Raw genomic sequence first — 23,149 nt, 5'->3', positions numbered from 1 at the left:
CGCGCTCGGCCTCAGCGCTCGACGTCGAGGCGGATCCGGCCGCGGAAGCGGTCGGGATCGTCGTCGTCGGCATCGGCCGCGGCGAACGCGATGCCCTTGTCTCCGTCGCCAGGCACCGGGGCCGGAACGGGCAGCCGCGCCTGGCGGTCGACCTCGAGCTGCGCCTCGTACTTGCGCGGCGCGAAGACCTCGTCGCCGATCATCATGAGGCCGGCGCCGGACGGCCGACCCTTCTTGGTCTTGTCGGACAGGTCGATCCAGCCGCGTCGCACGGCGACCCAGCCGAGCGCAGCGACGAGCACGGCGATGCCGAGCCAGATCCACCAGTCCATCGGGCGATTCTATCGGGCGCGCCTGAGCCTTCCTCGAACGCGCGGGCGCGGCATCCGCTCGACCCGGCCCGCACCGCTCAGGGCACCCGCTGCAGCCAGTCCTCGGTCGCGAACTTCGAGGCGACGAGCGCCTCGGCCTCGGCGAGCTCGTCGGCCGTGACCGCCCCGGGCGTCGCACCGTACAGCGCGGCGAACGTCTCCTTGAGCCGCTCGATGACCTCGGCACGGGCCAACCCGGTCTGCGAGCGCAGCGGGTCGACGCGCTTGGCCGCCGACGCGATGCCCTTGTCGCTGATCTTCTCGCGCCCGATGCGCAGCACCTCGAGCATCTTCTCGTTGTCGAGGTCGTACGCCATCGTCACGTGGTGCAGCACGCTGCCCGAGCCGAGGCGCTTCTGCGCGGCGCCGCCGATCTTGCCGGCCGGGCTCGCGATGTCGTTGAGCGGCTGGTAGGTCGCGTCGATGCCGAGTGAGCGCAGCCCCTGCAGCACCCAGTCGTCGAGGAACGCGTACGAGTCGGCGAAGCTCATGCCCTGCACGAGCTCGGCCGGCACGTAGAGCGAGTAGGTGACGACGTTGCCCTTCTCCATCATCATCGCGCCGCCGCCCGAGATGCGGCGCACGACGTCGAAGCCGTAGCGGGCGGCGCCGTCGGGGTCGACCTCGTTCTTCACCGACTGGAACGAGCCGATGACGACGGCCGACTCGTCCCACTCCCAGATGCGCAACGTGGGCTTGCGGCGGCCCTCGCCGACGCGCGTCGCGAGCACCTCGTCGAGCGCGAGGTGCACGCGCGGCGGCACGGCCGGGTCGTGCACGATCTCCCACTCGTAGTCCGACCAGGTCGTGGCATCCGTCATCGCCCGGCGCACGGCGACCGCGATCGCCTCGGCCGAGAACCCGAGCATGACGGCGTCGGGGCGCAGCCCCTTCGTGATGGCCGCGGCGACCTGCTTGGCGTCGGATGCAGCGGGCAGCCCGTCGAGCGCCCGGTTCAGGTCCTCCAGCGCCTCGTCGGGTTCGAGGAAGAAGTCACCCGCGACGCGCGCGTTCCGGATCGCGCCGTCGACCACGTCGAAGTCGACGACCACGAGCTTGCCGCCGGGAACCTTGTACTCACCGTGCATGCACCCAGCCTACGGATGCCGCGGGATCGTGCATCCGGCGGGCGGGAACCGGCGCCGGCATTCCGGGGGTGCGCCGGCTCCCGCCCGAGCGAGGGGCTACGGGGAGACCGGTGGCACCGCGTTCGCGATGAGCTCGTCGGCCATCTCGACGAACCACTGCCCGGCGGCCGGGTCGACGATGCCGCGCTCCGGGTCCTCGGGGCCGGCGGTGCCGCGCAGGCACTCGCCGTCCGACTCGCCGGGCACCTTGACCCAGAGGTAGGCGTCGATGAGCGGGTCGCCCGTGTCGGCCGTCGGGCGCAGGCCGAGGCCGCGGTCGGGCGGGTTGCACCAGACCTGCGGGTCCGGGTGGACGGCGGTCGGCGTCCACGGTCCGACGCCGTTGCGGCTGGTGTCGATCACGAAGTGCGCCTGCGCGTCGGGATCGCGCTGGAGCCCGGTGTCGGCGTAGGCCTGGTCGTAGGCGGCATCCGTCAGCTCCCACGTGGAGAAGTCGGACGGGTTCGCCGGGTAGTACTGGCTCCCGCACCACTCCCGTTGCCACCACGAGTTCAGGTCGAGGTTGATGCAGTCCGAGATCCAGGTGCCGTACTTCTGCTGGCGCTCGGTCGTCTCGTAGTTCGACACGTTGAGGAAGAAGCCGTCGGCGCGCTCGACGCCCGCCGTGATGAGCCGGTCGGCGACGTCGCCGACCCCGAGCCACGCCGAGTGCGTGCCGTCGAGGTAGACGGCGGTGTTCGGCAGCGCAGCGAAGGCGTCCACCGCGTGGTTCAGCATCGCGAACCGTTCGTCGGCCGCCGTCGCGGCATCGGCCTCGTCCGGCTGGCACCACTCGAGCTGGCCGTTGATCGTCGTGTACCAGGGGATGATGCCGAGCCCGTCGGGCTCGAGGATCACGACGGCGTCCTTGTTGCCGATGCCCTTCGCGAAGCCGTCGATCCACGCCGTGTACTCGGCAGGCGTGGTCGCCCCGCCGGCGGAGTACTGCGCGCAGTCGCGGAACGGGATGTTGTATGCGACGAGCACCGGCACCTCGTCAGCCGCGTGGGCGGCCGAGACGACGCGCTTGACGTCGCGCTTGGCCTCGTTCGGCGTGCCGCCGTTGATCCACGTGGCGCTCGGGAACGAGCCGAGCAGCAGCGCGTCGGCGCGGGCGTCGCCCTCGAGGGCGGCTGCGGCCTCGAGGGTCGTGCTCGCCGGGTTGGTCCAGAGTTCCGACCCGGGCGGGAGCACCTCGTCGGCGGCGAACGCGGGCGCGCCGGCAAGGGCCATGGCCACGAACGCGGCGGCCGTCCCGGCCGCGGTCGCCCGTCGATGGTGCGGAAACGTCATCGGTTCCTCCTCGGATTCATTTGTGAGAGCGCTCTCACGCTCACAGCGTGCCGTGCCTGCCCACTCATGTCAAGAGGGAACGCCGATGGCGTGACGCGTGCGCGTAGGCTCGGCGACAGAGGCCGGCCGTCATGCCGGCCGAAGGGGGATGCCTCGATGACCACGCTCTTCCTCGCGCGACACGGCGAGACCGTCTGGCACCGCGAACACCGATACGCCGGTTCCTCCGACATCGCGCTCACGCCGTTCGGCCTCGAGCAGGCCGAAGGCCTCGCCCGGTGGGCCGCCGACGCGGGCCTCTCGGCGATCGTCTCGTCGACACTCGTGCGCGCGAGGCACACCGCGGAGCCCGCCGCCAGCGCTGCAGGCCTGTCACTGCGCACCGACTCGCGCCTGTCCGAGATCGACTTCGGATCGGGCGAAGGACTCGGCCCGAACGAACTCGCCGAACAGATGCCGGCCGAGTGGGCCGCATTCCAGCGGCACCCCGCGCGTCAACCGCTGCCCGGCGGCGAAGCCGGCGTCGACGGAGTCGCACGTGCGGCGCCCGCGCTGCTCGACCTCGTCCGCGAATTCGGCTTCGGCGACGAGACGGTCGGCGGCTCACCGGAGTCCCGGGCCGGGCACCGCGTGCTCGTCGTCATGCACGGCACGCTCATGCGGCTGCTGCTGTGCCACTGGCTCGGCATCGAGCCCGACCACTACCGAGACGTGTTCCCGGCCGTCGAGAACTGCGCGCTCACCCAGGTGAGATTCGAGCGGCTCGGCGGGCGCATGCAGGCGCGGCTGCTCGGCTTCAACCTTCCCGCAACGCGCTGAGGCGGCATCCGCTCTCAACGCCCGGCGCCGTGCTCAGTCGACGGCGAACCGCTCGTCGAGCCAGCGGATCAGGTCGCCGCGGACCTCCTCCTGGTTCGTCTCGTTGAAGATCTCGTGGCGGGCGCCGTCGTACACGACGAGGGTCACATCGGCCAGGCCGGACCGGTGCGTGTACGCGTTCGCGAGCTTGAGCGCGCTCCGCTCCCCGCCGAGCGAGTCGTCGGAGCCGACCATGATGAGCAGCGGGAGCTCCTCGGGGAGGTTCCGGCCCGGGCGACCGAGCAGGCGCGCCGCCTCGATGAGCCCGAAGAGCTGCTGCAGCGGAACCGCGGTCGTGTACGGATCGGCGACGAACGCCTCGGCGACCGCCGGGTCGCGCGAGAGCCATTCGAGCCCCGTCGTGCCGAGATGCCGGTGGCGCCGGTTCAGGTCGCCCGAGTTCATGTGGATCGGCGTCCGGTACGCCGTTCCGGTGAGCACGACCGCATCCCAGTCGTGCGGATGCCGCTCGAGCAGGATCTGCGACATCAGCGAGCCCCACGAGTGCCCGAGGAGCACGAGCGGCACCTCGTCGCCCTCGGTCTCGCGGATGACCCCCGTGAACAGGTGCACGTCGTGGATCGCGGCACGCAACCCGCCGCGGCCGAGCTTCCCCATCCGATCGAGGTCGCCCCCGTGCTGCTCGAACCCGGTCTGCCCGTGCCCCCGATGGTCGTCGGCCCAGACCGAGTAGCCCGCGGAGTTCAGAGACTCGACGAGCCTGCCGTAGCGGCCGATGTGCTCGCCGACGCCGTGCACGAGCTGGACGACGGCGACCGGATCGGGCACCCGCCACGACTCGTAGTGGATGTGCACGCCCTGCGGGTCGGTGAAGGTCGGCATGGGGTCATCATGGCAGGCGCGGCATCCGAATGCGCACCGCCCTGCTGTGGAATTACTTAGCCTGACTAATTTGTTATGCTAACGGTCATGCCCGAGCCGACGACCACCACCCGCGCCCGCAGGGCGAGCCTGGCGGAGCAGAGCACCGAGCTCCGCATGGCCGTGATGCGGCTCGCCCGACGCATCCGCCAGGAGCGCGCCGAGACCGAACTCAGCGCGACCCAGTACGCGGCCCTCGCCTGGACCGCGATCGACGGCCCGCTGACCCCGGGCCGGCTCGCCGAGCTCGAGCGCGTCACCCCGCCGTCCATGAACCGCACCGTCAACTGCCTCGTCGACTCCGGGCTCCTCGTGCGCGAGAGCTCGCCCGACGACGGCCGGAAGGTGCTGCTGCACGCGACCGACACCGGTCACGAGATCGTGCGCGAGACCCGTCGCCGGCGCGACGCCTGGCTCGCCAAGCGCTTCACCGCACTCACCCCCGCCGAACGCGACACGCTCGCCGAGGCGACCGAGATCCTGAGGAGGCTCACCGACCAGTGAGATCCATGTTCCGTTCCCTTGCATCCGTCGACTACCGCATCTGGTTCGTCGGCGCACTCGTGTCGAACATCGGCGCATGGATGCAGGCGACCGCGCAGAGCTGGGTCGTGCTCACCGAGCTCACCGACAACGACGCGTTCGCGGTCGGCATCACGATGGCCCTCCAGTTCGCCCCCCAGCTGCTGCTCGTGCCCGTGACCGGTCTCATCGCCGACCACTTCGAACGCCGCAAGGTGCTCATGTTCACGCAGTCGGCACTCATGCTGCTCGGCCTCGCCCTCGGACTCCTGCTGCTGTTCGGGCACGCCGAGCTCTGGCACCTCTACGTCTTCGCGGGCCTGCTCGGCATCGTCAACGCGGTCGACATCCCCGCCCGGCAGACGTTCGTCGCCGACCTCGTCTCATCGTCGAACATGTCGAACGCGGTCGCGCTGAACTCGGCCTCGTTCAACGCGGCCCGGCTGATCGGCCCCGCGCTCGCGGGCGTGCTCATCGTGCTCGTCGGCACGGGCTGGGTATTCGTCATCAACGCGATCACGTTCATCGCGGTGCTCGCCGCGCTCGCGAAGCTCCGCGGCTCCTCGCTCCGCCGCACCGCGCGCGCGCCCCGTGAACGCGGCGCGTTCATCGCGGGCTTCCGGTACGTCGCCGGGCGCCCCGACCTCGTCGTCGTGTTCGTGATCGTCTTCCTCATCGGCGCGTTCGGCATGAACTTCCCGATCTTCTCCTCGACCATGGCCGTCGAGTTCGGCCGCGGCGCGGGCGAGTACGGCATGCTCAACTCGATCCTCGCGATCGGATCCCTCACCGGCGCACTCATGGCGGCCCGCCGCGACCGCGCACGCATGCGCGTCATCATCATCGCCGCCGCCCTGTTCGGCGCCGCCACCGCGATCTCGGCGATCATGCCGGGCTACTGGCTGTTCGCGGCATCCACCGTCCTCATCGGATTCGGCGCCGTGACCCTGCTCACGACCGCGAACGGGTACGTGCAGACCACGACCGACCCGCTGCTGCGCGGGCGCGTGATGGCGCTGTACATGGCGATCCTCTCGGGCGGCACGCCCGTCGGCGCGCCGCTCGTCGGCGCCGTGGCGAACGCGTGGGGGCCGCGCTGGGCGCTCGGCCTCGCGGCCGTCGCCGCGGGCCTCGCCGCGCTCGTCGGGCTGGGCTGGCTCATCGTGGCGCGCGGCATGCGGGTCGTGCGGCACCCGGTCGGCGGGCGGATGCCGCGCTACGCGCTCGCCTACGCCGAAGCACCGACCGCGTCCATCGCGGTCCCCATCACGCGGCCGATCGACGTGCCCGCGCAGGCCGACGTGCCGCTGGTCGACGACCCGACGAGACGTGGCGCGAGCGACGGTGCCCCGGCACCCGCAGCGGATGTCGCCCGCCGGACCATGCCACCACGCCCCGGCCCCACCCCGCGCACGCAGCGCCCTGCGCGAACCGGGCCGCCCGCGGCATCCGCCTGATCGAGCCCCTGGGTTGATCCGACCCGCGGAGGACCCGCGGGCCGCGGCTCAGCGCTCGATCTTGTCGAGGTGAAGCATGCGGGCCAGGTTGGCGTCGAGCTCGTCGTCGCGGAAGACCTTCTTCCAGTCGTCCTTGATGATCGCTTCCTTGCCGTAGTCCATGGCGATCAGGCACGCATCGCTGAACGGGTTATCGCCGCGCAGGCCGTTCGCGAGCGCGACCTGCGTGTGTCCGAGCAGGATCGATCGGGCGGCCGGCTCGGGCACGCCCATGGTGTTCACGGCCTCGTCGAGCGCCTCCTTGAGCAGGGCGCCGACCATGCACGCGATCGTCTCGACGAGCGTCGGCTCGAGCTGCGCGAGCTGCTTGACCGTGACCCAGTGCACGTCGATGACGGGCGCGTAGATCGCGCGCACGGTCGCCTCGACGATCGCAGCCTTGGCGGGGTCGTCGGACTCGATCGCGGCGATCGCGTCCTGCGGGGCGGCGATGCCGCCGAACGTGTCCGCGTACTCCTCGGGGGTGGTGCGCTGCAGGAAGATCGACGGGTGGCACGGGTGTGCGACGGCCTGGATGACGTCCTCGCGAGTGGCGAGCAGGCCCGCGTAGGCTGCCGCCGGGTCGAGCGTCAGCACGATCGCACCGGACTTCAGCAGCGGCACGATGTCGGCGGTCACCGGGCCCAGCGCGAGGTCGGGCACGGCGAGCACGACGATGTCGGCGTCGCGCACGGCTTCCGGGGTCTCGGTCAGCTCGCGGCCGGCCTCGCGCACGCCCTCCTGACCGGCGGGCGAGTTCTCGCTGTACAAGACGGTGTGCGCCGTCTTCACGAGGTTGTTCGAGACGCGCATGCCCATCTTGCCGCCCGCGCCGATGACGGCGATCGTATAGGTGTCCGCCGGTGCGGCGATTCCGGTGATGCTCATCGTGTGCTCCTCAGGTGGTGCAGTGCGGTGGTCGTCCACTCGCGTTCGGTTCGGATGGTGGTCTCGGCGTCGCCCTGCCAGGGCAGCCAGTGCTCGACGACCTCGTTGATGCCCCGTTCTGCGGGGCGTACGGTCTCGAGCAGGTGCGGGTAGTTGTGCAGGCCCTCCCCCATCGGGGCACCCGAGTAGGTGAAACCGACCCAGCCCTCCTGCCGGGCGAACGCGAAGTCCTTGGCATGGATGTTGCGGGTGAGTTCTGCGCAGCGTTCGACGGCGGCCTTCGGGGTCTCGAGTGCGGCGACCACGTTCGCGGGGTCGAGGCAGATGCCGAGCCGGTCGCTTCCGATGCCGTCGATGAGTTCGACGAGAGCGGATGTCGGGACCTGCTCGTAGGTCTCGAGCGCGAGGGTCACGCCCGCGGCCTCGAAGTCGGGCATGACCTCGCCGAGCAGGCTCGCCGCCTCGTCGAGGCTCGGCCGGAAGCCGGGCGCGTAGAGCATGCTCCGCACGAGCCCGGCGTCGAACACGTCGGCCAGTCGCAGGAACGTCCGCAGGTGCTCGGGTGCGACACCCTTCGTGCCGAGCTCGATCGTCAAACCGAGCCGGCGCGCGGAGAGCGCGGCCGCACGGAGTTCGGCATCCGACATGGACAGCAACGGCGCGTAGTCGCAGACCTGGAACAGGTCGACGTCGAGCTCGCGGGTGCGTTCGAACGCGCCGATGAGGCTGAGCGGCGTCTCGACCCGGTCGGAGTGCTCCCAGAAGAACGCGTAGGTGCCGAGGCCGATCATGCGGCCGCCTCCGCTCGCCGGTCGGCGAGCAGCGCCGCCTCGTCGAGCACGTCGGCGAGGGCGGCGGGGTCGTGGGCGAACCTGCCGAGGAACAGCCCGTCGACCGAACCGTCGAGCCGCGTGAGCTGGCCAGGGCCGGCCGAACCGCCGTAGATCACGAGGCTGCCCTCGCGCCCGGGCAGCGCGTCGATCTCGGTACGGAGCGCGCGAGACACCTCCGCGATGTGCGAGGCCGGCGCGGGCTCCGGGGCGCCGATGGCCCAGACCGGTTCGTACGCGACGAGCACCCGTCCGGCCGGTGCGTCGGCGAGCGCCGAGCGGAGTTGCGCGATCGTGTCTGCGGCGGCGGACGCGGCATCCGCTCGCTCGGACTCGCCGATGCAGAGCACGGGGGCGATGCCGTTGCGCAGCGCCGCGGCGGCCTTCGCCGCGACGACCTCGTCGGTCTCGCCGAACAGGCGCCGGCGCTCGGCGTGGCCGATCTCGGCCAGGCCGACGCCGACCTCGGCGAGTTCGGCCGCCGAGACCTCGCCCGTGTACGCGCCGGAGTCCTCGGTCGCCACGTCCTGCGCGCCGACGACGACCGGGGTGCCCTCGAACGCGGCGAGCGCGGGCAGCACCTGCAGGTAGGTGGGGATCACGAAGCACTCGACGCGGCCGTCGACGACGGCGGGGTGCGCGGCCGCCGACGCGGCGACGTGCTCGAACCAGCGGCGCGCGTCGGCGTGCCCGAAGTACATCTTCAGGCTCACCCCGACCGACACACGCGGGCTCATCAGCAGGACCCCGTGGTCTCGTACTGTCCGATGACGGCGACCTTCTCGGCGGACGCCGAGGTCGGGTCGAACCGGTAGCCGAGCCATTCGCGCACGAGGCGGCGGGCGAGCTCGATGCCGACGACGCGCTGGCCCATCGTGAGCACCTGGGCGTCGTTGGAGAGCACGCTGCGCTCGACGGAGAAACTATCGTGCGCGGTCGCGGCGCGGATGCCGGGCACCTTGTTCGCGGCGATCGCGACGCCGAGCCCGGTTCCGCAGATGAGCAGGGCGCGGTCGGCCTCGCCGGCGGCGACGAGTTCGGCAGCGGCGACGGCGACCTTCGGGTACGGCGTGTGCCCGTCGGCGTCGACCCCGACATCGACGACGGATGCCACGCCGGCGTGCTGCTCGAGATCGCGTTTGAGGATCTCCTTGTAGTCGTGGCCGGCGTCGTCGCTGCCGACGACGATGCGGAGCTGGTCGGTCATCGTGCGTTCTCCTTAAACGGGCCGGCGTCGCCAGTGAGGACCTCGCCCACCGCGGTGACGATGAGCGCGAACGAGTGGGCGCCGGGGTCGGGCGTGCCGAGGCTCTTCTCGGCGTGGGGGCGGGCCCGGCCCATGCGGGGCAGCAGGTCGGCGGTGGCCGCTGCGGCAGCGGATGCCGCGGCCGCAGCGGCGACCCAGGCGTCGGCGAGGCCGCGGTCGGCGTCCACGTCGCGGTCGAGGGTTTCCGCGAAGGGGACCAGGGCGTCGACCATGGTCTTGTCACCGACCTGCGCCTTGCCGTACGCCCGGATGCCGTCGCGCGCCGCGGCGACGCCCGCCGCGACGGCGCGGGCGGTGGGGGCCGCCTCGTCGCCGAGCGCGCCGCCGATCGCGCGGAGCGCCACGCCCCAGAGCGCGCCGGAGGTGCCGCCGGCGCGATCCGACCAGGCGTCGCCTGCCCGGTCGAGCAGGGTGGCCGCGCCGGCACCGGCCTCGGCGGCGGCGCGGGCGGCCTCGAGGGCCGCGTCTGATCCGCGCTGCATGCCGATGCCGTGGTCGCCGTCGCCGGCGATCGCGTCCATCCGGCCGAGCTCGTCGACGTGCGCGTCGACGACCGCGACCGTGGCCTCGAGGGCGGCCAGGGCGCGGGCGGCGGCTTCCCGGGATTCGGGGGTTCCGGGGCGGATGGCGCTGCCCGCGTCATCCGTCGCCTCGTCGATCTCGACCCGCTCGGCCGCGGCGACCGACCCACGGCGGTAGGCCGGGGTGTCGGCGGGAGCGTGCCACAGCCGCTCGAGTTCGTCGTCGAGCCAGAACAGGGTCAGCGATCCGCCGGCCATGTCGAAGCTCGTGCAGTACTCGCCGACGTGGGGGTCGACGATCTCCACTCCCGCGGCTTCGAGCAGCTGCGCGATGCGGCGGTAGACGACGAAGAGCTCCTCGTACTTGAGCGCGCCGAGTCCGTTGAGGATCGGGACGACGCGCGCTCCGTCGGCCTGCCGGAGGCCGTCGGGGAGTTCGGCGAGCAGGCTGGTGACGAGGAGTTCGGCGAGTCCGTCGGCCGTGGGCACGTCGGTCTCGTCGATGCCCGGCTCGCCGTGGATGCCGAGGCCGACCGCCATCCGACCCACGGGGACGGTGAACAGCGGGGCCTCGGCTCCAGGGAGGGTACAGCCGGTGAACGCGACACCGAAGGAGCGGGTGCGCTCGTTCGCCAACCGGGCGACGCGGGCGACCTGGGGCAGGTCGTACCCGGCCTCGGCTGCGGCAGCGGCCGACTTGAAGACCGTGAGGTCACCGGCGATGCCGCGCCGCTTGTGTTTCTCGGCGGGGGGCGCGCTCGAGATGTCGTCGGTGACCGTCACGGTCTCGACGGGGATTCCGGCGGCGCGAAGCTGCTCCTGCGCGGCGTCGAAGTTCAACACGTCGCCGGCGTAGTTGCCGTAGCTGAACAACACGCCGCCGCCCTGATCGGCCGCGTGGGCGACCGAACGCACCTGCTGCGTCGATGGGGATGCGAACAGGTTGCCCATGGCCGCGCCGTGCGCGAGGCCCTGGCCGACGAGTCCGCCGAACGCCGGGTAGTGGCCGGAGCCGCCGCCGATGACGACCGCGACCTGCCCGTCGGGGACGCGGGTGGATCGCACGACGCCGCCGGGGACGCGGCGGACGGAGCGCGCGTTGGCCGCGACGAAGCCGTCGATCATCTCGTCCGCGAAGTCCTCGGGTCGATTGTGGAGACGTGTCATCCGGCTCCCCCCAGATCGGGCCGGGGTGGCCCCCGGCAGCGGTCAACTCACCTCCATAGTGTCAAACCGGTTGACCACTTGCAAGCTCGGAGCGCAAACTGGGGACGCACGCCCTCCCGCCATCCGGTTGTTAGGTTGATCCCATGCCCGTGTTCAGAGACGACAATTCCGCCGAGATCGCCGCCGCCCTCGGCACGCTCCCCTCGGGCTCGGCCGTCTCGGTCGTCGCCACCCGACTGCTCGACCTCTTCACGAGCGGCTCCATCGCACCGGGCACCCGCCTGCCCCCCGAACGGCAGCTCGCGGCGAGCCTCGAGGTCGGCCGGTCGGCCGTACGCGAAGCCCTCGCCGCGCTCGAGATCCTCGGCATCGTCGACGTGCGCCCCGGGTCCGGGACCTACCTGCGCGGCACCGCGAGCGAGATGCTCCCCCAGACGCTCAGCTGGGGCATCCTCATCGGCGAACGCAGCACCGCCGAACTGCTCGAGCTCCGCTCAGGACTCGAGATCTACGTCGCCCGGCTCGCCGCCGCCCGGATCACCGACGACCGGGTCGAGGTCCTCGAACGGCACCTGAACCGCATGCGTGCGAACGTCGACGACGACCTGCGCGCGTTCGTCAAGGCCGACCTGGCGTGGCACCACGAACTCGCGTCGATCGCCGGCAACTCGACCCTCGTCGGGCTGCTGCAGGTCGTCCAGTCGCTGCTCCGGGTGTGGGTCGACCGCGCCGTCCACGGCGCCGACGACGCGCGGACGGCGCTGACCGAGCACGAGGCCGTGTTCGACGCGCTTCGAGCGCACGACCCCGACGCAGCGGCGTCCGCCATGGCCTCGCACATGAGCACCGCGTCGGAGCGACTGTCCCGCACGGCCGACGCCTGAGCCTCGACCGCGCGGATCGGCGAGGCGTCAGCGCGTCGCGCCACCCTCGGCCGCGCGCTGCGCCGCGTACTCCTCACGCCAGAGGTGCCGCGCCACGAAGCCGAGCCGGTCGCGCGCCTTGTCGACCGACACGAGCGTCTCGAACTCGCCGAGCCCCTCGCGCACGGGCACGCCCGGGAAGTGGTGCGCGCACAGCTCGGCCGAGGGCACCGCACTGCCGGTATCGGACGCGGCGATGTCGTACACCTCGAACCCCGGCTCCGCAGCGGCCAGGGCGAGCGCGACCGAAGCCGCGCCGTCGCGCGAGTCGACATAACTGAACAGCAGGTCCCGGCGGTAGTCCGGGTCCTCCGCCCGCTCGAACGCGCCGTACTCCCCCGGTGCGACCACGTTCGTGAACCGCAACGAGGTGATCGACAGGCCCGGCATCCACCGGGCGAGCTGGCCCCACATCGCCTCCTCGGCGACCTTGCCGAGGCCGTAGGTGTTGTTCGCCTCGGTCAGCGTCTCGTCGACCGGCAGCGCCGCAGGCGGCGTGTCGAACGGGAAGCCCATGGCTGTGATGCTCGACGCCGTCACGATCGTGCGGATGCCGGCGCGGGCCGCGGCATGGACCACATTGAAGCTCGCCGTGATGTTCGTGGTGAAGGTCGTGGCATCCGGAACCAGGCCGTTGACCGGGATTGCGGCCAGGTGCACGATGGCGTCGAGCCCCGCGTGACGGGCAGTCACGCCCAGCAGGCTGTCGAGCGTCTGGCCGTAGTCGTTCAGGTCGACGCGGGTGAATCCGGGGCCGGGGGTTCCGTGCAGGTCGAAGCCGGTGACCTCGTGCCCGTCGTCGATGAGCCGGGCGACGGTGGCCCGGCCGAGCTTGCCCGAGCTTCCAGTGACAGCGATGCGCATGGTGGTGGTTCCCTTCGTCGGGCTGTGCCCCCACGCTACGATATCCCAGAACCGGTTGACCTGTAGCCTGCCGGGCGCCGCGCCCGAGTACCTTGTTGCAGCTCGCCGATCGAGGAGGATCGTGTCTACACCACACCACTCGGACGCCCCCGCTCCGTCGCAGACCCCCGCCGCATCGAGCCTGATCGCCCCCGGTGCAGAGCTCGAGGCGCTCTGCGCCGGTGCGGCATGGGCCGAGGGCCCCGTCTGGCTCGCATCCGAGCGCCGCGTGCGCTTCAGCGACATCCCGAACGACCGCATCCTCGAGTGGGATGCCGCGACCGGCGAGCAGCACGTCTTCCGCACCGGCGCCGAGTTCGCCAACGGGCGCGCGCTCGACCGCGACGGCACCGTGCTGCAGTGCAGCCACGGCCGGCGCGCGATCGAGCGCGAGACCGAGGCCGGCCCGGTGCCGGTCGCGACCCGGTGGGCGCAGGGCCGGTTCAACTCCCCCAACGACCTCGCCGTGGCTTCCGACCGGTCGATCTGGTTCACGGACCCGCCATACGGGCTGCACCCCAGCGGCCGCGAGGGGCGGCCGGGCCCACAGGACTACGACGGATGCCACGTCTTCCGCATCCCGCCCGACGGCTCCGCCGTCGCACCCGTGGTCACCTCGATGGTCCACCCGAACGGCATCGCGTTCTCACCCGACGAACGCCACCTGTACGTCGCCGACACCGGGTTCTACGGCGACCGGCCCGACGCGAAGCACATCATGCGCTTCCCCGTCGACGGCGCCGCCGTCACCGGTCCGGGCGAGGTCTTCGCCCGCGTCCCGGTCGGAGCCTCGGACGGACTCACGATCGACCGCGAGGGCCGACTGTGGAGTTCGGCCGGCGACGGCGTGTACGTCTACGCTCCCGACGGTGGGCTCGTCGAGCACGTGCCCGTCCCGGAGACCGTCTCGAACCTGACCTTCGGCGGCGACGACGGCCACGACCTCTTCATCACGGCCACGACGACGCTGTACCGCATCCGCACCACGACCACCGCACCGACCCTGGAGTCACCGTGAGCATCACCGTCACCCCGCCGACCTTCGAGCACGTGCGCGAAGCGCTCGGCATCGGAGCAGCCGCGCCGCGCCTGTCATGGAAGACCGTCGCGCCGGCCGGCTGGACCCAGTCCGGGTACGAGATCGAGATCACCAGACGCGGCTCCGAGCGCCGGGCGTTCGAGGTCGCGTCCGGAGACTCCGTGCTCGTCGCGTGGCCCGACGCCCCGCTGGTCTCGCGCGAGCGCGCCGAGGTGCGCGTCCGCGTGACCGGTGCAGACGGCGCTGCCTCCGACTGGAGTGGGTCCGCTTCCGTCGAGCCGGGCCTCCTCGAGGCATCCGACTGGGTCGCCCTGCCCGTCGGCGCGACCTGGGAGGACGACCCGGGCTCCGACGAGCGCCGCCCGTCGATACTCCGCCGCGACTTCGTGGTCCGCGAGGGACTGGCATCCGCTCGCCTCTACGTCACCGCGCACGGCGTCTACGAGATGGAACTCAACGGCGAGCGCGTCGGCGCCGAGGCGATGGCGCCCGGCTGGACGCCGTACCGCGACAAGCTGCGGTACGCGACCTACGACATCACCGACCGGCTCGCCTCGGGCGAGAACGCGATCGGTGCGTGGCTCGGCGACGGCTGGTACCGCGGGCGGCTGGGCTGGTACACCGGCTTCCGCAACCTGTACGGCTTCGACCTGTCGCTCATCGCGCAGATCGAGCTGCGCTACGACGACGGCCGCACCGAGACGATCGCAACGGATGACGCGTGGCGGGCGCACCCGAGCCCGATCATCCGTTCCGGGAACTACGACGGCGAACTCTACGATGCCCGCGAGGCGGCCGCGATCGAGGGCTGGTCGCGGGCCGGCTTCGACGACGCCGCCTGGCACCGCGTCGTCGCCGCGCACCGCGACACCGCCACGCTCGTCGCCCCGCAGGGCCCGCCCGTGCGCTGCACCCAGGAGGTCGCGCCCATCGCAGTGCTGACCAGCCCGAGCGGCAAGCGCGTCCTCGACTTCGGGCAGAACCTCGTCGGGCGCCCCCGGATCCGGGTCTCGGGAGCCGCAGGCGACCACGTGACCTTCCGCACCGCGGAGGTCCTGCAGGACGGCGAGGTCTACACGCGCCCCCTGCGCTCGGCGAAGTCGACCGACGAGTACGTGCTCGCCGGCACGGGCGTCGAGGAATGGGAGCCGCGCTTCACGTTCCACGGCTTCCGGTACGTCGAGGTCGACGGCTGGCCGGGCGACCTCGACGCGGCCGTCGCGAACGGCGACGTCGTCGCCCGCGTCTACCACACGGACCTCGAGCGGACGGGATGGTTCAGCTCGTCGAACCCGCTCGTCGACCGGCTGCACGAGAACGTCGTGTGGAGCATGCGCGGGAACTTCCTCGACATCCCGACCGACTGCCCGCAGCGGGACGAACGCGCCGGGTGGACGGGCGACATCCAGGTCTTCGCGCCGACCGCGTCGTTCCTGTTCGACGTGTCGGGCATGCTGGGCTCCTGGCTCGAGGACGTCGCGATCGAGCAGCTCCCCGACGGAACCGTGCCCTGGTACGTGCCCGTGATCCCCGCCATCCGAATGTGGACGCCGATCCGGCCCGGCGCCGCGTGGGGGGATGTCGCGACGTTCACGCCGTGGACGCTGTACGAGCGGTTCGGCGACGAGCGGATCCTCACCGCGCAGTACGACAGCGCGAAGGCCTGGGTCGAACTCGTCGAGCGCCTCGCCGGCCCGGACCGGCTCTGGAACGACGGGTTCCAGCTCGGCGACTGGCTGGACCCGGCTGCGCCGCCCCACGATCCGGCGGATGCCGCGACGGACCGGTACCTCGTCGCGACGGCGTACTTCGCGCGTTCGGCGGACCGGATGGCGCGCATGGCGCGGGTGCTCGGTCGCACGGATGACGCCGAACGCTTCGAGGCGCTCGCGGCCGAGGTGCGCGCGGCGTTCCGCTCCGAGTACGTCCTCGAGGACGGCCGCATGACCAGCGACGCGCAAACCGCGTACTCGCTCGCGATCGCGTTCGAACTCGTCGACGAGCAGGCCCTGCTCGCCGCCGGTCGACGGCTCGCCGAACTCGTCGAGGAGGCCGGTCACCGCATCGCCACCGGCTTCGTCGGCACCCCGCTCGTCTCGGACGCGCTCACCTCGACCGGAAACCTCGGCTCGGCGTACGACCTCCTGCTCGAGGAGGAGTCGCCGTCGTGGCTGTACGCCGTCCGCCAGGGCGGCACCACGATCTGGGAGCGTTGGGACAGCCTCCGCCCGGACGGCACGGTCAATCCCGGAGCGATGACCTCGTTCAACCACTACGCGCTCGGCGCGGTCGCCGACTGGATGCACCGCGTGGTCGCGGGCATCGCACCGGCGGCACCCGGCTACCGCTCGATCCGGTTCGCGCCGCGCCCGGGCGGCGGCTTCACGCATGCCGCAGCCGAGCATGAGACCCCCTACGGCCGCGCAGCCATCGCGTGGCGCCTCGAGGGTTCGTCGATGCACGTCGACGTGACCGTGCCGACCGGAGCCGACGCCGAGGTCGTCCTGCCCGACGGCCGGTCGCACCTGGTCGGCAGCGGCTCGCACGCGTTCACCGCCGACCTCGCGTGACGCGCGCGGGCCGGACGGCGCGGCTGCCCGCGCTCAGCGCGACGAGTCGCGCACGACGAGCTCGGGTTGGAACTGCACCTGTTCGGGGCGGAACCCCTCATCGCGGCTCGCCTCGCGCAACAGCAGGTCGACCGCCGTGGAGCCGATGAGGGCAGCGGGCTGGCGGATCGAGCTCAGCGGCACGACCGCGGACTGCGCGAAGTCGATGTCGTCGTACCCGATGAGGGCGATGTCGTCGGGCACGCGGACGTCGCCGAGCATGATGAGCGCCTGCAGTACGCCGAGCGCGAGCAGGTCGTTCGCGCAGAAGATCGCGTCGGGCCGGTCGGCCGTCGCGCGATCGCGGATCGCCTCGCCGGCCACCCGCCCCGCGAACACGGTGGTGGCGTCGGTGTCGACGACCTCGAGCGCGGCATCCGTCACCTCGGCGACCGCTCGGCGGGCGCCCGCCAGGCGGTCGGCGACCTGTCGCGTCGTCCTCGGCCCCCCGATGAACGCGATGCGCCGCCGACCGCGCTCGAGCAGGTGCCGCACGGCCATCGCCCCGCCGACGACATCGTCGACGGCGACCGAGGAGATGGTGTGGTCCTCCGACTCGCGGTCGACGAGCACGACGGGCATGCCGCGCGAGCGCGCGAGCGCGAGCCGCGGCTGGTCCTCACCCCGGGGTGAGATGAGCACGCCGAGCACGCGCTGCTCCTCGAACAGGTCGAGGTAGGCGCGTTCGCGCTCGGCGTCGTCGTTGCTGCTCGCGAGCAGGATCGACATGCCGTCGGCTGCGGCGCGCTCTTCGGCGCCGCTCGCGACCTCGGTGAAGAACGGGTTGCGCACGTCGAGCACGACGAGGCCGATCGAGCGGCTCCGCCCGGCGCGCAGCTGCCGCGCGGCATCGTTGCGCACGAACCCGAGTTCGTCGATCGCCGCGAGCACGCGGGCGACGGTGTCGGGCGCGACTCTGTCGGGCCGGTTCAGCACGTTCGACACGGTGCCCACCGAAACGGATGCCGCGGCCGCGACGTCGCGCACACTGACTGCCATGCGAACCTCCTTCGGTCGGAGTCTACGAGTCGTCGTGGCGCCGATCGACCGCGGTGCGCCCAGGTTCGGGATGCGGTGCATCCACTTGCGGTCTCGACCGCGACGTTCTAGTGTTGAAACGATTCATCACGTATTGGACCGGAATGAGATGACGACGACGAACATCAGCCAGCGCGTCTGCTTCCAACTGCAGGTCGATCCCGCCCGCCTCGACGAGTACCGCGAACGCCACGCTGCGGTGTGGCCCGACATGCTCCGGGCCATCGAGGCATCCGGCCGACGCAACTACTCGCTCTTCCTCCGCCAGGACGGCCTGCTCATCGGCTACTACGAGGTCGACGACGACGCCGCGGCCCAGGCAGCGCTCGCGAGCGACCCCCGCACCGCGGCCTGGGAGGCCGAGATGGCCGAGTTCTTCATCGCGCTCGACGGCCGCCGCCCGGACCAGGGCGCCCCTCGACTTCCCGAGGTGTTCCACCTCGAGGACCAGCTCGCCGCGCTCGACGCGCCCGGTGAGCGCGCGGCATCCGTCACCACCCGCACAGAAAGCAGCGAATCGTGAGCACCATTCCGCAGACCGTCCTCGACCAGCTCGAGCTCCAGGCGATCGAACTGCCGAGCTGGGCGTTCGGCAACTCCGGCACCCGCTTCAAGGTGTTCGCGACGCCCGGCACCCCGCGCGACCCGTACGAGAAGATCGCGGATGCCGCGCAGGTGCACCGGTACACCGCGCTGGCGCCGACGGTCGCGCTGCACATCCCGTGGGACAAGGTCGACGACTACGACGACCTCCGCCGCCACGCCGAGGGCCTCGGCGTCTCGCTCGGCACCATCAACTCGAACACGTTCCAGGACGACGACTACAAGTTCGGCGCCCTCACCCACGAAGACGCGGCCGTCCGGCAGAAGGCGATCGACCACCACCTCGAGTGCATCGACATCATGCACGCGACCGGCTCGCGCGACCTGAAGATCTGGCTCGCCGAGGGCTCGAACTACCCGGGCCAGGCCGATCTGCGCGGCCGCCAGGACCGCCTGCACGAGTCGCTCGCCACGATCTACGACCGCCTCGGCGACGAGCAGCGCCTCGTGCTCGAGTACAAGTTCTTCGAGCCGGCGTTCTACCACACCGACGTTCCGGACTGGGGCACGAGCTACGCCCAGGTCGCAGCCCTCGGCGACAAGGCCATGGTCTGCCTCGACACCGGCCACCACGCGCCCGGCACGAACATCGAGTTCATCGTCATGCAGCTGCTGCGCCTCGGCAAGCTCGGTTCGTTCGACTTCAACTCGCGCTTCTACGCCGATGACGACCTCATCGTCGGCGCGGCCGACCCGTTCCAGCTGTTCCGCATCGTCTACGAGGTGGCGCGCGGCGGCGGCCTGAACCACCCCGACGTCGCGTTCATGCTCGACCAGTGCCACAACGTTGAGGACAAGATCCCCGGCCAGATCCGCTCGGTGCTGAACGTGCAGGAGATGACTGCGCGGGCACTGCTCGTCGACACCGACGCGCTGCGGGCCGCGCAGGTCTCGGGCGACGTGCTCGAGGCGAACCGCATCTTCATGGACGCCTTCTACACCGACGTGCGCCCGGCCCTCGCCGAGTGGCGAGAGTCGCGCGGCCTGCCCGCCGACCCGATGGCCGCGTTCGCGGCATCCGGCTACCTCGCGCAGATCGCCGCCGACCGCGTCGGCGGCGTGCAGGCCGGCTGGGGCGCGTGAGGTCAGCGTGGCGCGCGCAGCGACACGCCTCCTCACGAAAGGCGGGAGCAGGAGTCAGGCGACGCGCCAGCGTTGACTGACGAGCTCGGCAGACCGCGAAACGCATCCAGTCACGACAGCCACAGACTCGAAGGAACGACATCATGACGAATCCGGCAGCTGCCGACCTCATCGCGCGGTCGAACCGCCTCGGCGCCGACCCCAAGAACACGAACTACGCCGGCGGCAACACGTCGGCGAAGGGCACCGAGACCGACCCGGTGACCGGCGAGCCCGTCGAGCTGCTGTGGGTCAAGGGCTCGGGCGGCGACCTCGGCACGCTCACCGAGCCGGGCCTCGCAGTGCTGCGCCTGGACCGCATGCGCGCGCTCGTGAGCACCTACCCGGGCGTCGACCGCGAGGACGAGATGGTCGCCGCGTTCGACTACTGCCTGCACGGCAAGGGCGGTGCCGCCCCGTCGATCGACACCGCGATGCACGGACTCGTCGACGCCGCGCACGTCGACCACCTGCACCCGGACGCAGGCATCGCGATCGCGACGGCGGCCGACGGCGAGGAGCTCACAGCGAAGGTCTTCGGCGAGAAGGTCGTCTGGGTGCCGTGGCGTCGCCCGGGATTCCAGCTCGGCCTCGACATCGCCGAGATCAAGGCCGCGAACCCGCAGGCGATCGGCTGCATCCTCGGCGGCCACGGCATCACCGCGTGGGGCGACACCTCGGAGGAGGCAGAGTCCAACTCGCTGTGGATCATCGACACCGCCGCCGCGTACATCGAGGCGAACGGCAAGGCCGACCCGTTCGGCGGCGTGCGCACCGGATTCGAGGCGCTGCCCGAGGCCGAGCGCCACGCGCGCGCCGCCGCCCTCGCGCCGACGATCCGCGGCCTCGCCTCCACCGACAAGCCCATGGTCGGCCACTACACCGACTCCGACGTCGTGCTGGACTTCCTGGCATCCGAGCAGGCGCCGGCGCTCGCCGCCCTCGGCACGAGCTGCCCCGATCACTTCCTGCGCACCAAGGTCAAGCCCATGATCCTCGACCTGCCGGCGACGGCGAGCGTCGAGGAGCAGCTCGCCCGCCTGAACGAGCTGCACGCCGAGTATCGCGCCGACTACCAGGCGTACTACGACGCGCACGCGACGGCCGACAGCCCCGCCATCCGAGGCGCCGACCCGCTCATCGTGCTCGTGCCCGGCGTCGGCATGTTCAGCTACGGCGCGAACAAGCAGACCGCACGCGTGGCGGGCGAGTTCTACGTCAACGCCATCAACGTGATGCGCGGCGCGGAGGCGCTCTCGACGTACGCCCCGATCTCCGACGCCGAGAAGTTCCGCATCGAGTACTGGGCGCTGGAAGAGGCCAAGCTCCAGCGGATGCCGAAGCCCAAGACCCACCAGGGCCGGATCGCGTTCGTGACCGGCGCGGCATCCGGCATCGGCAAGGCGATCGCGACCCGCCTCGCGGCCGAGGGCGCGTGCGTCGTCGTCGCCGACCTCGACCTCGAGAAGGCGCAGGCGGCCGCCGCCGAACTCGGCGGCACCGACGTCGCGATCGGCGTCGCCGCGAACGTCGCCGACGCCGAGGGCGTGCAGGCCGCGATCGACGCCACCGTGCTCGCGTTCGGCGGCATCGACCTCGTCGTGAACAACGCCGGCCTGTCGCTGTCGAAGCCGCTGCTCGAGACCACCGAGCAGGACTGGGACCTCCAGCACGACGTCATGGCCAAGGGTTCGTTCCTCGTCGCGAAGGCGGCCGCGAAGGCGCTCATCGAGCAGAGGATGGGCGGCGACGTGATCTACATCTCGTCGAAGAACTCGGTGTTCGCCGGCCCCAACAACATCGCCTACTCCGCGACCAAGGCCGACCAGGCCCACCAGGTGCGCCTCCTCGCCGTCGAGCTCGGCGAGCACGGCGTGCGCGTCAACGGCATCAACCCGGACGGCGTCGTGCGCGGCTCGGGCATCTTCGCCGCCGGCTGGGGCGCGAACCGCGCCGCGACCTACGGCGTCAAGGAGGAGGACCTCGGCCAGTTCTACGCGAATCGCACGATCCTCAAGCGCGAGGTCGTGCCCGAGAACGTAGCTGACGCCGTCTACGTGCTGACCGGCCCCGAGCTCTCCCGCACCACGGGCCTGCACATCCCCGTCGACTCCGGCGTCGCCGCCGCCTTCCTGCGATGATTGCGCCGGCCCCCTCGACGAGTGTCCGATCGGTGCGCCTCGGCGTGCCGTGCACCGACACCAACTGGACACTCGGCGCCCGCCCAGCCTCTGGAGGAGAGGGATGAGCAGCGGGGGCGCGGTCGCCGCCGTCGACCTGGGTGCGACGAGCGGGCGGGTCGTCGTCGGGCGCGTCGACCAGGGGGCAGGGCGGCTCGAACTCGACCACGTCGCGAGGTTCCCGAACGGGCCGGTGCGGATGGCGTCGGGGCTGCACTGGGACGTCGCGGGCCTGTACCGCGACCTGGCGAGCGGCCTCGCCGACGCGTTCCGCCGCGAACCCGCGGTCGCGTCGATCGGCGTGGACTCGTGGGCGGTCGACTACGGCCTGCTCCGCGGCGACCGCCTCCTCGGCGAGCCGTTCCACTACCGGGACGCGCGGAACGAGGCGGCGGTCGAGTCCGTGCACGCGACCGTGCCGTTCGCCGAGCTCTACCGGCGCAACGGCCTCCAGTTCCTGCCGTTCAACACGGTGTACCAGCTGGCCGCCGAGCAGCAGAGCGGATGGCTCGACCTCGCCGATTCGCTCCTGCTGATCCCCGACCTCATCGGCTTCCAGCTGACCGGTGCGCGCGTGGCCGAGCGCACGAACGCCTCGACCACCGGCCTCGTCGACGTGTCGACCGGCGAATGGGACGACGAGCTCATCGCGCAGCTCGGGCTGCCGGCATCCGTCCTCGCCCCGCTCATCGACCCCGGCGCCTCGCTCGGGCCGTTGCGAGCGGATGTCGCGGCCGACCTCGGTGCCCCGGCCGGCATCGAGGTCGTCGCCGTCGGATCGCACGACACCGCGTCGGCGGTCGTCGCGGTGCCGATGCGGGCCGAGTCGGCCGCGTACATCTCGTGCGGCACCTGGGGTCTCGTGGGCGTCGAGCTCGAGCGGCCCGTGACGACGGATGCCGCGCGGGAGGCGAACTTCACGAACGAGGGCGGCGTCGACGGTCGGGTCCGGTTCCTGCACAACGTCATGGGCCTGTGGCTGCTGTCGGAGTCGGTGCGGTGGTGGGAGCGGGACGGCGAGCCCGTCGTCCTGCCCGAGCTGCTCGCGGCCGCGGCATCCGTCACCGGCGAGATCGCGGTGTTCGACGCGAACGACCCGCGGTTCCTGGCCCCCGGGGACCTGCCCGGGCGCATCGCCGAGTGGTGCGCCGAGCACGACGTGCCCGCGCCGCGGACCCGGGCGGAGTTCGCCCGGTCGATCATCGAGAGCCTCGCCGAGGCGTTCGCGGGGGCGGTGCGCACGGCGTCGGTGCTCTCGGGCGTGGACGTCGAGACGATCCACGTCGTCGGCGGCGGCTCGCTCAACGCGCTCCTGTGCCAGCGCACCGCCGACCGGTCGGGCCTGCCCGTGCTCGCGGGGCCGGTCGAGGCGACCGCGATCGGCAACGTGCTCGTGCAGGCCCGCGCGCAGGGCTTCGCGTCGGGCGACCTCGAGTCGCTCCGCGCCCTCGTCGCGCAGGCGTTCGCGCCCACGCGCTACGCGCCGTCCGCGCGCTGAGCCATCGGGGCG

At 71.8% G+C, this 23,149-nt stretch carries 21 protein-coding genes; 10 read left to right on the top strand and 11 right to left on the bottom strand.

The window, feature by feature from the left end; all coding sequences use genetic code 11:
* Positions 1 to 11: 11 nt before the first annotated feature.
* From DSM26151_RS01275 to DSM26151_RS01265, 3 genes are all read right to left on the bottom strand, one after another.
* Positions 12 to 332, bottom strand: coding sequence for a hypothetical protein (locus tag DSM26151_RS01275; RefSeq protein WP_234660627.1), 321 nt, complete (start codon positions 330 to 332; stop codon positions 12 to 14).
* A 77-nt stretch (positions 333 to 409) separates the two neighbouring features.
* The gene (locus DSM26151_RS01270; protein WP_234660626.1) at positions 410 to 1,459 is read right to left on the bottom strand and encodes a lipoate--protein ligase family protein; all 1,050 of its coding nucleotides are present in this window, start codon (positions 1,457 to 1,459) and stop codon (positions 410 to 412) included.
* A gap of 96 nt (positions 1,460 to 1,555) precedes the next feature.
* A complete protein-coding gene (locus tag DSM26151_RS01265) occupies positions 1,556 to 2,791 on the bottom strand; it encodes a glycoside hydrolase family 6 protein (RefSeq protein WP_234660625.1) in 1,236 nt (411 codons plus the stop codon).
* A 156-nt stretch (positions 2,792 to 2,947) separates the two neighbouring features.
* Here DSM26151_RS01265 and DSM26151_RS01260 point away from each other — a divergent pair, with 156 nt between their 5' ends.
* Entirely contained in the window at positions 2,948 to 3,610 is a 663-nt protein-coding gene (locus DSM26151_RS01260; RefSeq protein ID WP_234660624.1) for a histidine phosphatase family protein, read from the top strand.
* A 33-nt stretch (positions 3,611 to 3,643) separates the two neighbouring features.
* On the opposite strand, the gene DSM26151_RS01255 is transcribed toward DSM26151_RS01260, so the two are convergent.
* A complete protein-coding gene (locus DSM26151_RS01255; protein WP_234660623.1) occupies positions 3,644 to 4,492 on the bottom strand; it encodes an alpha/beta fold hydrolase in 849 nt (282 codons plus the stop codon).
* Positions 4,493 to 4,579: 87 nt separating this feature from the next.
* Between DSM26151_RS01255 and DSM26151_RS01250 the strand changes: the two genes are divergently transcribed.
* Complete coding sequence (locus tag DSM26151_RS01250) at positions 4,580 to 5,035, top strand: MarR family winged helix-turn-helix transcriptional regulator (RefSeq protein ID WP_234660622.1); 456 nt, start codon at positions 4,580 to 4,582, stop codon at positions 5,033 to 5,035.
* Between the two features lie 5 nt (positions 5,036 to 5,040).
* Positions 5,041 to 6,510, top strand: coding sequence for an MFS transporter (locus DSM26151_RS01245; RefSeq protein ID WP_234660621.1), 1,470 nt, complete (start codon positions 5,041 to 5,043; stop codon positions 6,508 to 6,510).
* 48 nt (positions 6,511 to 6,558) lie between these two features.
* Here DSM26151_RS01245 and DSM26151_RS01240 read toward each other — a convergent pair whose 3' ends face one another.
* From DSM26151_RS01240 to DSM26151_RS01220, 5 genes are read right to left on the bottom strand one after another with little or no spacing between them, the layout of a single operon-like run.
* A complete protein-coding gene (locus tag DSM26151_RS01240; protein WP_234660620.1) occupies positions 6,559 to 7,437 on the bottom strand; it encodes a phosphogluconate dehydrogenase C-terminal domain-containing protein in 879 nt (292 codons plus the stop codon).
* Entirely contained in the window at positions 7,434 to 8,228 is a 795-nt protein-coding gene (locus DSM26151_RS01235; RefSeq protein ID WP_234660619.1) for a sugar phosphate isomerase/epimerase family protein, read from the bottom strand. Before DSM26151_RS01235 ends, DSM26151_RS01240 begins: the two co-directional genes overlap by 4 nt.
* Entirely contained in the window at positions 8,225 to 9,004 is a 780-nt protein-coding gene (locus tag DSM26151_RS01230) for a triose-phosphate isomerase family protein (RefSeq protein ID WP_234660618.1), read from the bottom strand. Before DSM26151_RS01230 ends, DSM26151_RS01235 begins: the two co-directional genes overlap by 4 nt.
* The gene (locus tag DSM26151_RS01225; protein WP_234660617.1) at positions 9,004 to 9,474 is read right to left on the bottom strand and encodes a ribose-5-phosphate isomerase; all 471 of its coding nucleotides are present in this window, start codon (positions 9,472 to 9,474) and stop codon (positions 9,004 to 9,006) included. The genes DSM26151_RS01230 and DSM26151_RS01225 overlap by 1 nt, the downstream gene beginning before the upstream one ends.
* On the bottom strand, positions 9,471 to 11,222 hold the full coding sequence (locus DSM26151_RS01220) for a dihydroxyacetone kinase family protein (RefSeq protein WP_234660616.1): 1,752 nt from the start codon (positions 11,220 to 11,222) through the stop codon (positions 9,471 to 9,473). Before DSM26151_RS01220 ends, DSM26151_RS01225 begins: the two co-directional genes overlap by 4 nt.
* 143 nt (positions 11,223 to 11,365) lie before the next feature.
* Between DSM26151_RS01220 and DSM26151_RS01215 the strand changes: the two genes are divergently transcribed.
* Positions 11,366 to 12,106, top strand: coding sequence for a FadR/GntR family transcriptional regulator (locus DSM26151_RS01215; RefSeq protein ID WP_234660615.1), 741 nt, complete (start codon positions 11,366 to 11,368; stop codon positions 12,104 to 12,106).
* A 27-nt stretch (positions 12,107 to 12,133) separates the two neighbouring features.
* Here the strand turns inward: DSM26151_RS01215 and DSM26151_RS01210 are convergent, their stop codons facing one another.
* Positions 12,134 to 13,009: an NAD-dependent epimerase/dehydratase family protein gene (locus tag DSM26151_RS01210; protein WP_234660614.1), complete on the bottom strand. Its 876-nt coding sequence runs from the start codon at positions 13,007 to 13,009 to the stop codon at positions 12,134 to 12,136.
* Positions 13,010 to 13,130: 121 nt separating this feature from the next.
* On the opposite strand from DSM26151_RS01210, the gene DSM26151_RS01205 reads away from it, so the two are divergent.
* Both DSM26151_RS01205 and DSM26151_RS01200 read left to right on the top strand, forming a co-directional pair.
* A complete protein-coding gene (locus tag DSM26151_RS01205) occupies positions 13,131 to 14,066 on the top strand; it encodes an SMP-30/gluconolactonase/LRE family protein (RefSeq protein ID WP_234660613.1) in 936 nt (311 codons plus the stop codon).
* Positions 14,063 to 16,657, top strand: coding sequence for a glycoside hydrolase family 78 protein (locus tag DSM26151_RS01200; protein WP_234660612.1), 2,595 nt, complete (start codon positions 14,063 to 14,065; stop codon positions 16,655 to 16,657). Before DSM26151_RS01205 ends, DSM26151_RS01200 begins: the two co-directional genes overlap by 4 nt.
* Before the next feature lie 33 nt (positions 16,658 to 16,690).
* On the opposite strand, the gene DSM26151_RS01195 is transcribed toward DSM26151_RS01200, so the two are convergent.
* Positions 16,691 to 17,695, bottom strand: coding sequence for a LacI family DNA-binding transcriptional regulator (locus DSM26151_RS01195; protein WP_234660611.1), 1,005 nt, complete (start codon positions 17,693 to 17,695; stop codon positions 16,691 to 16,693).
* Between the two features lie 148 nt (positions 17,696 to 17,843).
* Here DSM26151_RS01195 and DSM26151_RS01190 point away from each other — a divergent pair, with 148 nt between their 5' ends.
* The 4 genes from DSM26151_RS01190 (at position 17,844) to DSM26151_RS01175 (ending at position 23,137) form a co-directional block, all read left to right on the top strand.
* Positions 17,844 to 18,257, top strand: a complete 414-nt coding sequence (locus DSM26151_RS01190; RefSeq protein ID WP_234660610.1) for an L-rhamnose mutarotase — start codon at positions 17,844 to 17,846, stop codon at positions 18,255 to 18,257.
* A gap of 5 nt (positions 18,258 to 18,262) precedes the next feature.
* Positions 18,263 to 19,420: an L-rhamnose isomerase gene (gene rhaI / locus DSM26151_RS01185; RefSeq protein ID WP_407651047.1), complete on the top strand. Its 1,158-nt coding sequence runs from the start codon at positions 18,263 to 18,265 to the stop codon at positions 19,418 to 19,420.
* A gap of 143 nt (positions 19,421 to 19,563) precedes the next feature.
* Positions 19,564 to 21,600 (top strand): bifunctional aldolase/short-chain dehydrogenase, encoded by a 2,037-nt coding sequence (locus DSM26151_RS01180; RefSeq protein ID WP_234660608.1) that lies wholly within the window; start codon positions 19,564 to 19,566, stop codon positions 21,598 to 21,600.
* Positions 21,601 to 21,703: 103 nt separating this feature from the next.
* A complete protein-coding gene (locus DSM26151_RS01175) occupies positions 21,704 to 23,137 on the top strand; it encodes a rhamnulokinase (protein WP_234660607.1) in 1,434 nt (477 codons plus the stop codon).
* The last annotated feature ends 12 nt before the right edge of the window (positions 23,138 to 23,149 follow it).

It is taken from the genome of Agromyces marinus, assembly GCF_021442325.1.
In the GTDB taxonomy this organism is placed as follows: domain Bacteria; phylum Actinomycetota; class Actinomycetes; order Actinomycetales; family Microbacteriaceae; genus Agromyces; species Agromyces marinus.
This window is presented reverse-complemented; position numbering and strand designations above follow the sequence as displayed.

Coding starts and splice junctions, on each gene's coding strand:
- DSM26151_RS01190 (WP_234660610.1), top strand. CDS start 17,844: ATGACGACGACGAACATCAGCCAGCGCGTCTGCTTCCAACTGCAGGTC.
- DSM26151_RS01240 (WP_234660620.1), bottom strand. CDS start 7,437: ATGAGCATCACCGGAATCGCCGCACCGGCGGACACCTATACGATCGCC.
- DSM26151_RS01230 (WP_234660618.1), bottom strand. CDS start 9,004: ATGAGCCCGCGTGTGTCGGTCGGGGTGAGCCTGAAGATGTACTTCGGG.
- DSM26151_RS01255 (WP_234660623.1), bottom strand. CDS start 4,492: ATGCCGACCTTCACCGACCCGCAGGGCGTGCACATCCACTACGAGTCG.
- DSM26151_RS01235 (WP_234660619.1), bottom strand. CDS start 8,228: ATGATCGGCCTCGGCACCTACGCGTTCTTCTGGGAGCACTCCGACCGG.
- DSM26151_RS01215 (WP_234660615.1), top strand. CDS start 11,366: ATGCCCGTGTTCAGAGACGACAATTCCGCCGAGATCGCCGCCGCCCTC.
- DSM26151_RS01175 (WP_234660607.1), top strand. CDS start 21,704: ATGAGCAGCGGGGGCGCGGTCGCCGCCGTCGACCTGGGTGCGACGAGC.
- DSM26151_RS01245 (WP_234660621.1), top strand. CDS start 5,041: ATGTTCCGTTCCCTTGCATCCGTCGACTACCGCATCTGGTTCGTCGGC.
- DSM26151_RS01210 (WP_234660614.1), bottom strand. CDS start 13,009: ATGCGCATCGCTGTCACTGGAAGCTCGGGCAAGCTCGGCCGGGCCACC.
- DSM26151_RS01275 (WP_234660627.1), bottom strand. CDS start 332: ATGGACTGGTGGATCTGGCTCGGCATCGCCGTGCTCGTCGCTGCGCTC.
- DSM26151_RS01265 (WP_234660625.1), bottom strand. CDS start 2,791: ATGACGTTTCCGCACCATCGACGGGCGACCGCGGCCGGGACGGCCGCC.
- DSM26151_RS01180 (WP_234660608.1), top strand. CDS start 19,564: ATGACGAATCCGGCAGCTGCCGACCTCATCGCGCGGTCGAACCGCCTC.
- DSM26151_RS01260 (WP_234660624.1), top strand. CDS start 2,948: ATGACCACGCTCTTCCTCGCGCGACACGGCGAGACCGTCTGGCACCGC.
- DSM26151_RS01220 (WP_234660616.1), bottom strand. CDS start 11,222: ATGACACGTCTCCACAATCGACCCGAGGACTTCGCGGACGAGATGATC.
- DSM26151_RS01270 (WP_234660626.1), bottom strand. CDS start 1,459: ATGCACGGTGAGTACAAGGTTCCCGGCGGCAAGCTCGTGGTCGTCGAC.
- DSM26151_RS01225 (WP_234660617.1), bottom strand. CDS start 9,474: ATGACCGACCAGCTCCGCATCGTCGTCGGCAGCGACGACGCCGGCCAC.
- DSM26151_RS01195 (WP_234660611.1), bottom strand. CDS start 17,695: ATGGCAGTCAGTGTGCGCGACGTCGCGGCCGCGGCATCCGTTTCGGTG.
- DSM26151_RS01250 (WP_234660622.1), top strand. CDS start 4,580: ATGCCCGAGCCGACGACCACCACCCGCGCCCGCAGGGCGAGCCTGGCG.